The organism is Edaphobacter sp. (assembly GCF_035763405.1).
In the GTDB taxonomy this organism is placed as follows: domain Bacteria; phylum Acidobacteriota; class Terriglobia; order Terriglobales; family Acidobacteriaceae; genus Edaphobacter.
Map to the genome: position 1 here is coordinate 1 of NZ_DASUBE010000072.1, position 10,235 is coordinate 10,235.

Consider the following 10,235-nt stretch of genomic DNA (forward strand, 5'->3'; position numbering starts at 1 on the left):
TGGGTGGCGGGGGGGGAGGAAATGCGGGGATCTCTCCGCTCCGCAGCGCGATGAGGCTGCGCTGCTCCGGTCGAGTTGACGTGGTCTTTGTGCGGTTCGGATGTGGTGATGTGGTCGTTTGCTGGTTCGGGTTCGTTGGTGGCGGGGGTGGGGGAAATGCGGGGGTCTCTCCGCTCCGCAGCGCGATAGGGCTGCGCTGCTTCGGTCGAGATGACGTGGTCTTTGTGCGGTGCGGGTGCGTGGGTGTGGTCTTTGTGCGGTGCGGGGGCGTGGGTGTGGTCTTTGTGTGGTGCGGGGGCGTTGGTGTGGTCGTTGTCCTGCGTGGTTGCGATGGCGTGGTTGTTGGGCTCGGGGGCGTTGGTGTGGGTGTGGTCTTCGCGGTGGCGGGTGATGTTGAGGGCGGCGAGTTGGAGTCCGTAGAGGAGGGTTCCGGCGCGGCGGCGGTCGATGTTGTTGGCGGCGAGGTTGGTGATGATGGTGCCGATGGCCTGCTGGATGGCGGCGCGGGAGGTGGGCGCGGGCAGGGTGAGAGGGTTGCGGCGGGCGTAGCGGGCCTGGGGGTCGGGGACGGGCTTGCGCTCGGCGTGGTGGTAGTAGCAGTGGTGCTCGGCGCGGAGGGCGTAGCTGCCGCAGCGGCGTCCGTCGTCGAAGATGTGGCGGCAGCGGAGGTGGTCGGGGACCTCGCGGCAGAGGTCGGTGATGGAGTCGAGCATGGGTACCCCCTCCCAGGGGAAAGTGCGCAAAGTCCTTCGAACAAAGGAGTTAGGTCCGGACCTCGGGTTGAGGCCCGGAGCGGCTGGGTGGCTTCGTGATGACGGTTGCTGCGATGAGCGAAATGCGGGGATTCTTCCCCTTCGACAAGCTCAGGGTCAGAATGACCGTGGTTTCAAAGAAGGAAGGCCCGGCGGATGGGCCGGGCCTGTGGTTGGGGCTGCTTTTATTTTAATGGGTGGAGGGAAACTGGCCCGCCAGTTTGGGCAGGATTATTTTTGTGCGGGAACGGGTTTGGTTTGTTCCGGTTGGCGGGTTTTCGGCTTGAGAGTTGCGGGTTTGGGGGCTTGACACGGGTTTCGGCGGGACGCACCTATGGCGCCTGATGCGGGTTAGGCGATGGCGGCGGAGACGACGGACTGCGCTTCGGACTGGATCTGTTTCAGGTGGTCGGGGCCGCGGAAGCTTTCCGCGTAGATTTTGTAGACATCTTCGGTGCCGCTGGGCCGTGCGGCGAACCATCCGTTCTCTGTCGTGACCTTGAGGCCGCCGATGGCGGCGTGGTTGCCGGGGGCTTCGGTGAGGATGGCGGTGATGGGGTCGCCTGCGAGTTGCTTCGCCGTGACCTGTTGCGGAGAGAGTTTGCCGAGCTTCGCCTTCTGTGCTTTGGTGGCGGCGGCGTCGATGCGCTGGTAGACGGGGTCGCCGTACTTTTCGGTGAGGGCTTTGTAGTGCTCGCCGGGGTCCTTGCCGGTGCGGGCGGTCATCTCGGCTGAGAGCAGGCCGGGGATGAGGCCGTCCTTGTCGGTGGTCCAGACCTGGCCGTTGCGGCGCAGAAAGGTCGCTCCGGCGGACTCTTCGCCGACGAAGCCGAGCGAGCCGTCGATGAGGCCGTCTACGAACCACTTGAAGCCGACGGGAACTTCGAGCATAGGGCGGTTGAGGCCGCGGGCGACGCGGTCGATGATGCTGGACGAGACGAGCGTCTTGCCGATGCCGACCGTCGCGCTCCAGCCGGGGCGGTTCTTGAAGAGGTAGTCGATGCAGACGGCGAGATAGTGGTTCGGATTGAGCAGGCCGGTGGTGCGGGTGACGATGCCGTGGCGGTCGTGGTCGGTGTCTGCCGCGAAGGCGACATCGTACTTGTCCTTGTTCGCAATCATGGACGCCATCGCGTAGGGGCTGGAGCAGTCCATGCGGATGCGTCCGTCCCAGTCGCAGGTCATGAAGCGGAAGGTCGGGTCTACGTTGCGATTGAGAATTTCGAGCGCGATGTTGTACTGCTCGGCGATGCGGGGCCAGTAGTGGACGCCCGCTCCGCCGAGGGGATCGACGGCGAGCTTGAGCGTGGTGCCGGTGAACGGGTCGAAGTCGATGACGCTGGAGAGGTCGTTGACGTAGGCGGTGATGTAGTCGTGGCGGTGGGTGGTGTAGGCGGAGAGCGCGCGGGCGTAGGGAATGCGCTTGACCTCTTCGAGCCGGCACTGGAGGAGGTTGTTGGCGTGTGTCTCGATGGAGCGCGTGACGGTGGTGTCGGCCGGGCCGCCGTTGGACGGGTTGTATTTGAAGCCGCCGTCTTCGGGCGGGTTGTGCGAGGGAGTGATGACGATGCCGTCGGCCAGATGCTTCGGGTGCGCGCGGTTGTAGGTGAGGATGGCGTGCGAGAGCGCCGGGGTGGGCGTGTAGCCGAGCGCCGCGTCGATGAGGACCTCGACTTCGTTGGCGGCCAGGACTTCGAGCGCGGTGGTGAAGGCGGGCTCGGAGAGGGCGTGCGTGTCCTGCGCGAGGAAGAGCGGGCCGGTGATGTGGCTGGCGCGCCGGTGATCGCAGATGGCCTGCGTGATGGCGGCGATGTGGTCGTCGTTGAAGGAGGCGTGGAGGGCGCTGCCGCGATGGCCGGAGGTGCCGAAGGCGACGCGCTCGGCGGGCTGGCGCGGGTCGGGATGCAGTGCGTAGAAGGCCGTGATGAGGCGGGGGACGTTGACGAGGTTCTCCGCAAGAGGAAGTTGACCGGGCTGGTTGGGGGTGCTCATGCGCGCGTCCTTGAATGAAGAAATGCTCTCTGCACTATAGGGGATGCGAGGCGGGTTGTGGAATTGTTCGATTTGCAGCAGGCGAAGGGATACGTTCCCACCGTTCGCGATGAAACTGCGGAGGATGGGGCACCCGGGGTTTGGTGGCGGGAGGAAGTGAAAAGGGGGCGCGATGCGGATTGAGGAGAAAAAGATGCTTGTGTTTTTTGAGGGGTTGTCCTAAAACGGGAGTGCTCCCCAATTTGATTGTGGCTGCTGCTGACGTGCATCGCTGAGATTGGATCGTCTGGATGGGCCTGGGTCTTCGGAGAAGTGTGCTCTGCGCGGCAGCGTGGCTGGCCGCAGTCTCACCTGCATTTGCGGTCGAGGCAACGCTGGTTGCCGACGCGCATGTGAACAGCGCGCAGCCGTCCGTGAATAGTGGGGCGATCTCAAACCTGAATGTGGGCGGCGGATATACGGCGCTGGTCCAGTTCGACCTTTCGACTCTCCCCGCCGGAACGACGCCTGCGCAGATGACGAAGGCGGTGCTGAGGCTCTATTGCAACCGCGTCGATACAGCCGGAACGGTGAGCTTCGCACCGGTGAACGCGGCATGGGGCGAGTACAGCGTGACGTATGCGACGCTGCCTGCCGTGGGAAATGCTTTCACGTCGGCTCAGGTGACGCAGGCGGGGGCGTATGTCGCGGTGGATGTGACGGCGCTGGTGCAAGGGTGGCTCGCGGCTCCGGCGACGAACAACGGCATTGCCCTGACGGCGACGACGGCTTCTGTCGAGTTCGATAGCAAGGAGAATGACCTGACCGGCCATGCGGCGGAGTTGGATATAACGCTTGCGACGGCGGGACCGAAGGGAGACACGGGCGCGGCCGGGCCGCAGGGACTCCAGGGTGCTCAGGGTGCTCAAGGGGTTCAAGGGGTTCCAGGGCCGAAGGGAGACACGGGCGCGGCTGGAGTGGCTGGGCCAGCCGGGCCGCAGGGGGTTCAGGGGCCTGTAGGAGCGACTGGACCGCAAGGGCCGATGGGACCGGCTGGGCCTCCGGGGGTGGGTACTGGCGCGGGGCTGAGTTTTCAGGGTGCGTGGAGCGCGACGGCGAGTTATGCGGCGGATGACGTGGTGACATACCAAGGGTCGAGCTATCTCTCGCTGACGACGGGCAATCGCGGGAACACGCCGGGGCTCACCCCGCTGGCGTGGGCGGTGCTGGCGCAGGGCGGCGTAGGACTGGTTGGGCCTGCCGGGCCGATGGGGCCGCAGGGAGTGCAGGGGCCGACCGGAGCACAGGGGCCGCAGGGTTTGCAGGGACCAGTTGGGCCGCAGGGAGCTACGGGCGCAACCGGAGCCACTGGAGCGACCGGGCCGCAAGGGCCGGCAGTGGCGAACTACACGGGCAACTACTCTGCAACGACGAGCTATGGGTTGCATGATGCGGTGAGCTACGCGGGGTCTACCTATATCTCGCTGACAGCGGGGAATGCGGGAAATACGCCGCCGCTGAATCCTGCCGATTGGGCAGTGCTGGCGGCGCAGGGGCCTGCCGGGCCTGCGGGCGCAGCGGGAACGGCGGGGCCGGAAGGACCTGCCGGCCCGGCTGGTGCGACCGGCCCGATGGGGCCGGCGGGACCTCCGGTGAGCTTTCTGGGCGGGTGGCTGGCGGGGAGTTCGTATGCTGCGGGAAGCGCGGTGAGCTACGGCGGCACCAGCTACATTGCGGTGACGACGAATGTGGGGCGCGAGCCGGATGTGAGTCCGGTGTACTGGGCTGTGCTGGCGCAAGGCGGCGCGGCAGGCGCTCCGGGGGCTGCGGGAGCAGTCGGGCCGCAGGGGCCTGCGGGCGCGGTGGGTATCAATTATCGCGGAGCGTGGAACCTGGCGACGGGGTATCTGGCGAACGATGCGGTGACATTTGACGGCTCGACGTATCTCGCTCTGGCCGGCAGCCTCGGCTCAGAGCCGGATGCCGCTCCGGCACAGTGGGCAGTGCTGGCGGCCAAGGGAGTGGCGGGACCGACAGGGCCGACGGGAGCGGCGGCGACGGTGAGTGTGGGGACGGTGACGACGGGCGCTCCCGGGACGCTGGCCACGGTGACGAACAGCGGCACGGCGAATGCGGCGGTGCTGAACTTTACGATTCCGCAGGGCGCTCCCGGCGTAAACGGCACGGGCGGAGGCGACGCGGGCACGAGCGGGATTCCGTATGCGTCGATGTATCACGCGGTCTCGTTTCTGACGAATTTTTATTCGGTGAACAATCCGAATGCAGGCGTGCTGGAAAGTGCGTCGGTGCTGACGTGGGTGCCCGCGGGCTGCACGGCAACTTCGCTGACGGTGTTTTCCGAACAGGGGAATCCGATTACGGTGACGCTGCGGCAGGGGACGCCGGGAAATATGGCGAATACGACGCTGTCCTGCTCGGCGGCCAGCGCCTCAAGTTGTACGGCGACCGGGAGCGTTCCGGTGGCGGCGGGCAGCTTTGTCGATCTGAGCATTACCGGGGCCAATGGCACGGCGGCTGGGGTGTGGACGGCGCTGAGCTGTAATTGATGGTTGCGACGTTTTGGGTGCGGGCATGGCTGGCCCTCTGAGTGTGTGGCGAGAGAGGGGAAATGCGGGGGTCTCTCCACTGCGGCGGCAAAAAACGCCGCCTCCGGTCGAGATGACGTGGTGAAGGCGGACTGCAAAAGCGCGATCTGGGTTGGGGAGATGACTTGGTGAGGGCGGCGTCATAATGAGCGGCCTCGGTTGTTGAAGTCGTCGAGGGGGCAACCCTTTATCCATAAAGCGTTACGGTGCACCAGGAATGTCTGCAACTTTCGTGTGGGCATTTCCACCACGGCCAGTGCTACTATTGCCACCCACGCGAGGGCGGCGAATGGGAGACTTCCTTTACCGCGCCGCCGTCGTCTAACTCGGAAGCAAGCAGGAACCCAACCCTGTTTCAGGAGAATGGTTAATGCAGATTCAGATCAACAGCGGCAAAAACGTCACCATCCACTCCAAACTTTCCACCTTCGTCGAAACCGAACTGCACCACACGCTCCGTCGATTCGAGCGTCAACTGACGCGCATCGAGGTCCACCTGAACGACGAGAATGGCGCCAAAACCGGCGTCAACGACAAACGCTGCACGCTCGAAGCCCGGCCACGCGGGCTGCCGCCTCTGGTGGTTACGGGAGTTGCATCGAGCACACAACACGCCGTCTCTGCAGCGGCGGAAAAGATGAAACGCCAACTCGACGCGACCTTCGGCCGTCTGGCCGCGCGCCGATTCAACGCCCCCGAAGTGAGCTACGCAGAACCGATCTCCTAGCCTTTGACCGCAGGCCCTGCGCTGGACACTCCAGCGCAGGGCAGTGCGCGCGGCGTGATACTCTTCGGCCGAGGCGCTGAGCGTGATGCACATCAATCGCAGAAGCTTTTGTCTGCAAGCGGCAGTGAGCGTGCTTGCTCCGCGTGCATTGCTTGCGCAATCCACTTCGCGTCCGAACGTGGCCGCCATCGACCACGACCGCATCCTCAAGGCCGCCGATGCTTACCTGACTGAGCAGCCTGTTCCGCTGACGACGCTGCACGCGCCGGGGAGTCCCGGCTCGCCGCACGATTATTATTCGAGCGCGATCTTCATCGCGCACCGCGATGCACTGCTCGACTTCTCGATGCGCGTCCCGTCGCTGACGGCAGCCTTCGTCGTGACGAAAGATGCTCGCTATGCGAAGCAGGCTGCGGCACATCTTCGCGCGTGGTTGATCGACCCGGCCACGCGCATGGCTCCGAATATGCAGTACGCGCTGACTGCGCCGGGGGCGAAGACGGGCGCACCGGAAGGGCTGGTCGAGGCGGTGCATCTGGCGGAGGTGGCGCAGTCGATTCCGTTTCTCGCCAGCGCGTTCGCGGCGGACGACTTCAGTGTGCTGGGAAAGTGGTTCGCGGCGTATCTGGACTGGCTAAACTCATCGGTGATTGCGGGCCTTGCGCGCGACCAGAGAGACCACAACGGGACTTCGTGGCTGCTGCAGGCCGCAGCGTGCGCTCGCCTGAATACCGTTGATGACACGCCGCTGACCGCGCTGCGACATCGTTACAGATCAACGACGATTCGCGCGCAGATGGTTGCCGATGGATTTTTTCCGCGCGAGATTGCGACGGCGTATCCGTATCGCAACTCGCTGTTCAACCTGGATATGTTCAGCGCGGTGTGCCTGCTGCTCTCGACGCAGTTCGAGAGTGTGTGGGAGTACGAGTTGCAGGATGGGCCGGGAATGCGCGTCGCCATCGCGCGCCATGTTCCATACATCAAAGACCGTGGCGCGTGGCCGTATGAGGCCGACCGCGATCACTTCAACGACTTGCCGCTGCGTCAGCCGAGCCTGCTGTTCTGCGCGCGGGCCTACAACCGTCCTGAGTACGCGGACCTGTGGAAGACGCTTCCGGCGGACACGACGATCCCGGAGTTGCAGCGAACGTTCCCGATTCGGCAGCCGCTGCTCTGGTTGACGCGGCCTCGGCCTTAGCTCTTCTTTTCGCGGAACTCTTTCACAATCGCCAGATATTTGCGCGCGCTTTCGGTGACGACCTCGGGCCTGCCCTCAGCCATCGCCTTGGCGTTGACAAGGTCAGAGCCGACGCCGAGCGCGAAGGCTCCGGCCTGCAGGAACTCCGCCGCAGTGGCGAGTGAGACGCCGCCGGTGGGGATCATCTCGACCTGCGGCAGCGGGCCTTTGAGCGCGGTGAGATACTTTGCTCCGCCCATGGCGCTTGCGGGGAACACTTTGACGACGTCCGCGCCGGCCTGCCATGCGGTGACGATCTCTGTGGGTGTGAGCGCGCCGGGCAACACAGCGATGGAGTAACGATGGCACATCTCGATGGTGCCGAGATTGAGCGCGGGGCTGACGACAAACCGCGCGCCTTCGAGAATGCACATGCGCGCCGTCTCGGCGTCGAGCACGGTGCCTGCGCCGATGAGAATGTCGGGGCGTTTTTCGGCGAGCGTGCGCATCACCTGAATTGCGCCGGGCACGGTCATCGTCACTTCGAGCACGGTCACGCCGCCTGCCGCAATCGCCTCAGCCAGCGCGAGCGCCTTGTCTACAGACTCAGCCCGCAGCACCGGCACCAGACCGATCTCCCGCAACGCCTTCAGCACGGCAATCTTCTGCATCTCAATCTCCTGTGTTCTGCTTATTTTTTTCTATCGCTGCACGCGGGCCCCGCCGCCCTTCATGATGCGCTGCACTTCGTCGAAGGTGGCCATGGTGGTGTCGCCGGGAGTGGTCATGGCGAGTGCGCCGTGCGCGCAGCCGCAGTTGACGGCCCAGTCCGCGCCCTTGTCGTTCAGGAAGCCGTAGATGAGGCCCGAGGCGAACGAGTCGCCGCCGCCGACGCGGTCGAAGATTTCGAGGTCGGGCATGGGCCGCGCCTCGTGGAACTTGCCCTCGTAGTAGCAGACCGCGCCCCAGTCGTTGACGCTGGCCGTCTTCGCGTGGCGCAGCGTGGTGGCGACTGCCTTGAAGTTTGGATACGTTGCCACGGCCTTTTCGATCATGCGACGGAAGTTTGCGGATTCGAGCGCGCCGAGTTCGTCGCCGACGCCTTCGATCTCGAAGCCGAGCGCCGCAGTGAAGTCCTCTTCGTTGCCGATCATGACATCGACATACTTCGCCAGCTCGCGGTTGACCTCGGTCGCGCGCGCCTTGCCGCCGATGGACTTCCAGAGCGAGTCGCGGTAGTTGAGGTCGTAGCTGATGATGACGCCGTGCTTGCGCGCGGCGACCATCGCTTCTTTCGCAACCTCGGGCGTGGTCTCGCTGAGCGCGCAGAAGATGCCGCCGGTGTGCAGCCAGCGCGAGCCTTGCCTGCCGAAGATCTCGTCCCAGTTAATCTGTCCGGGCTTCAACTGGCTGACTGCCGTGTGGCCGCGGTCGGAACAACCCAGCGCCGCGCGCACGCCGAAGCCGCGCTCGGTGAAGTTGAGCCCGTTGCGCACGGTGCGGCCTACGCCGTCGTATTTGGTCCAGATGAGGTGCGAGAGATCGACGCCGCCTTGCAGCATCAGGTCTTCAAGCAGGCGGCCGACCGGGTTGTCGGCCAGCGCAGTGACGATGGCCGTCTTCATGCCGAAGCAGCGGCGCAGTCCGCGCGCGACGTTGTACTCACCGCCGCCTTCCCACGCGGTGAACTGCCGCGCCGTGGCGACGCGCACGTCACCGGGATCGAGACGCAGCATGACTTCGCCCAGGCTGACCAGGTCCCACGTGCAGTCTTCTTTTTTCCTTAGCTTCAAACCTGCTGTCTCGCTCATCTATCGCAGCTCCGCGATGGCCACGCCATCCATGTCGTCATACGCCTGATTTTCTCCACCCATGCCCCAGCAGAAGCCGTAGTTCTTCGTGCCCACGCCTGCGTGAATCGACCAGCCGGGCGAGACGACGACTTCCTTGTCCGCAACGACAAGATGACTCGTCGCATCCGGCGGTCCCATCAGGTGAAAGACTCGGTGCGCCGGGTCCACGTCGAAGTAGAAGTAGACTTCACTACGGCGCATGTGCGTGTGCGCGGGCATGGTGTTCCAGTTGCTGCCATTGGCAAGCAGGGTGAAACCCATGACAAGCTGACAGCTCCGGATGCCTTCTTTGTAGATGGCCTTATAGATGGTGCGCTTGTTGCAGGTCTCGACGCTGCCGAGTTCGAGTCCTTTCATGTCGGCAAACTTCACCATCGCCGTTGGATACTCTTTGTGCGCGGGGTAGCTGAGCAGATAAAAGCTCGCCGGGTTCCTGCTGTCTTTGCTCGCAAACGTGACCGAGCGGCTGCCGCGCCCGACGTAGAGGCAGTCGAGCTTGCCCAGCGCGTACTCGGTGCCATCGACGACGACCGAGCCCGCGCCGCCGACGTTCAACACCCCAAGCTCGCGGCGCTCCAGAAAATACTCCGCGCGCAGCTCCGGCTCGGTTTCGAGCGAGAGCGTTTCCATGACAGGCACCGCTGCGCCGATGACGGTGCGGTCGAGGTCTACGTAGGCAAACTCGATCTTGCCAGGCTCGAACATGCCTTCGAGCAGGAACGTCTCGCGCAGGTCGTCGGTATTCATCAGCTCATACCGCACCGCGTCCGCCATTTGATATAGCCGCATTCAATTAACTCCTTGCTTCAAACTTAAGTTGACATGGGCATTCGGCCCAGGCTGGTATGTGTCGCGTCTTCGGCGCTGATTGCGGAGAACCTACCTGAAATGACGGATGCGGTCGTCGCGCTCGCGATAGAAAAGCTGCTCTAGCCACCATACGAAACGGCAACTCACACCGTCAACAAGAAGCGCAAGAAGAAAGGCCGCCGGCGTCCGAAGACGAGCAGCGGCCGTGTATCCTGCGCCCGTTATGCTCGCGCTTCGTACACCAGGTTGAACGGCGTCTGCGTGGCGCGATGGAAGTTCTTGAAGCCTCCTGCCGTGACCACTTCGCCGATGCGCTTCTCGCCTGCCTGCGCGCCG

Annotated in this window: 9 protein-coding genes; 4 read left to right on the forward strand and 5 right to left on the reverse strand. The window is 64.4% G+C overall.

What is annotated here, in order from left to right; translation table 11 throughout:
* A partial coding sequence (locus tag VFU66_RS07275) for a hypothetical protein (RefSeq protein ID WP_326445580.1) occupies positions 1-713 on the reverse strand: 713 nt, incomplete at its 3' end.
* A 98-nt stretch (positions 714-811) separates the two neighbouring features.
* On the opposite strand from VFU66_RS07275, the gene VFU66_RS07280 reads away from it, so the two are divergent.
* Entirely contained in the window at positions 812-946 is a 135-nt protein-coding gene (locus tag VFU66_RS07280) for a hypothetical protein (RefSeq protein ID WP_326445581.1), read from the forward strand.
* A gap of 157 nt (positions 947-1,103) precedes the next feature.
* On the opposite strand, the gene pgm is transcribed toward VFU66_RS07280, so the two are convergent.
* Positions 1,104-2,744, reverse strand: a complete 1,641-nt coding sequence (pgm, locus tag VFU66_RS07285) for a phosphoglucomutase (alpha-D-glucose-1,6-bisphosphate-dependent) (RefSeq protein WP_326445582.1) — start codon at positions 2,742-2,744, stop codon at positions 1,104-1,106.
* 290 nt (positions 2,745-3,034) lie between these two features.
* Here pgm and VFU66_RS07290 point away from each other — a divergent pair, with 290 nt between their 5' ends.
* The 3 genes from VFU66_RS07290 to VFU66_RS07300 all read left to right on the forward strand — a co-directional run bounded on the left by VFU66_RS07290 (position 3,035) and on the right by VFU66_RS07300 (position 7,257).
* Positions 3,035-5,290, forward strand: a complete 2,256-nt coding sequence (locus VFU66_RS07290; RefSeq protein WP_326445583.1) for a DNRLRE domain-containing protein — start codon at positions 3,035-3,037, stop codon at positions 5,288-5,290.
* A gap of 409 nt (positions 5,291-5,699) precedes the next feature.
* A complete protein-coding gene (locus VFU66_RS07295) occupies positions 5,700-6,056 on the forward strand; it encodes an HPF/RaiA family ribosome-associated protein (protein WP_326445584.1) in 357 nt (118 codons plus the stop codon).
* A gap of 124 nt (positions 6,057-6,180) precedes the next feature.
* Positions 6,181-7,257: an alginate lyase family protein gene (locus VFU66_RS07300; protein ID WP_326445585.1), complete on the forward strand. Its 1,077-nt coding sequence runs from the start codon at positions 6,181-6,183 to the stop codon at positions 7,255-7,257.
* Here the strand turns inward: VFU66_RS07300 and VFU66_RS07305 are convergent.
* From VFU66_RS07305 to kduI, 3 genes are read right to left on the reverse strand one after another with little or no spacing between them, the layout of a single operon-like run.
* Positions 7,254-7,907 (reverse strand): bifunctional 4-hydroxy-2-oxoglutarate aldolase/2-dehydro-3-deoxy-phosphogluconate aldolase, encoded by a 654-nt coding sequence (locus VFU66_RS07305; protein ID WP_326445586.1) that lies wholly within the window; start codon positions 7,905-7,907, stop codon positions 7,254-7,256. The genes VFU66_RS07300 and VFU66_RS07305 overlap by 4 nt on opposite strands.
* A gap of 30 nt (positions 7,908-7,937) precedes the next feature.
* The gene (locus VFU66_RS07310) at positions 7,938-9,047 is read right to left on the reverse strand and encodes a sugar kinase (RefSeq protein WP_326445587.1); all 1,110 of its coding nucleotides are present in this window, start codon (positions 9,045-9,047) and stop codon (positions 7,938-7,940) included.
* Positions 9,048-9,878, reverse strand: coding sequence for a 5-dehydro-4-deoxy-D-glucuronate isomerase (gene kduI, locus VFU66_RS07315; RefSeq protein ID WP_326445588.1), 831 nt, complete (start codon positions 9,876-9,878; stop codon positions 9,048-9,050).
* Positions 9,879-10,235: the final 357 nt, after the last annotated feature.

Coding starts and splice junctions, on each gene's coding strand:
- pgm (WP_326445582.1), bottom strand. CDS start 2,744: ATGAGCACCCCCAACCAGCCCGGTCAACTTCCTCTTGCGGAGAACCTC.
- kduI (WP_326445588.1), bottom strand. CDS start 9,878: ATGCGGCTATATCAAATGGCGGACGCGGTGCGGTATGAGCTGATGAAT.
- VFU66_RS07290 (WP_326445583.1), top strand. CDS start 3,035: ATGGGCCTGGGTCTTCGGAGAAGTGTGCTCTGCGCGGCAGCGTGGCTG.
- VFU66_RS07305 (WP_326445586.1), bottom strand. CDS start 7,907: ATGCAGAAGATTGCCGTGCTGAAGGCGTTGCGGGAGATCGGTCTGGTG.
- VFU66_RS07280 (WP_326445581.1), top strand. CDS start 812: ATGACGGTTGCTGCGATGAGCGAAATGCGGGGATTCTTCCCCTTCGAC.
- VFU66_RS07310 (WP_326445587.1), bottom strand. CDS start 9,047: ATGAGCGAGACAGCAGGTTTGAAGCTAAGGAAAAAAGAAGACTGCACG.
- VFU66_RS07295 (WP_326445584.1), top strand. CDS start 5,700: ATGCAGATTCAGATCAACAGCGGCAAAAACGTCACCATCCACTCCAAA.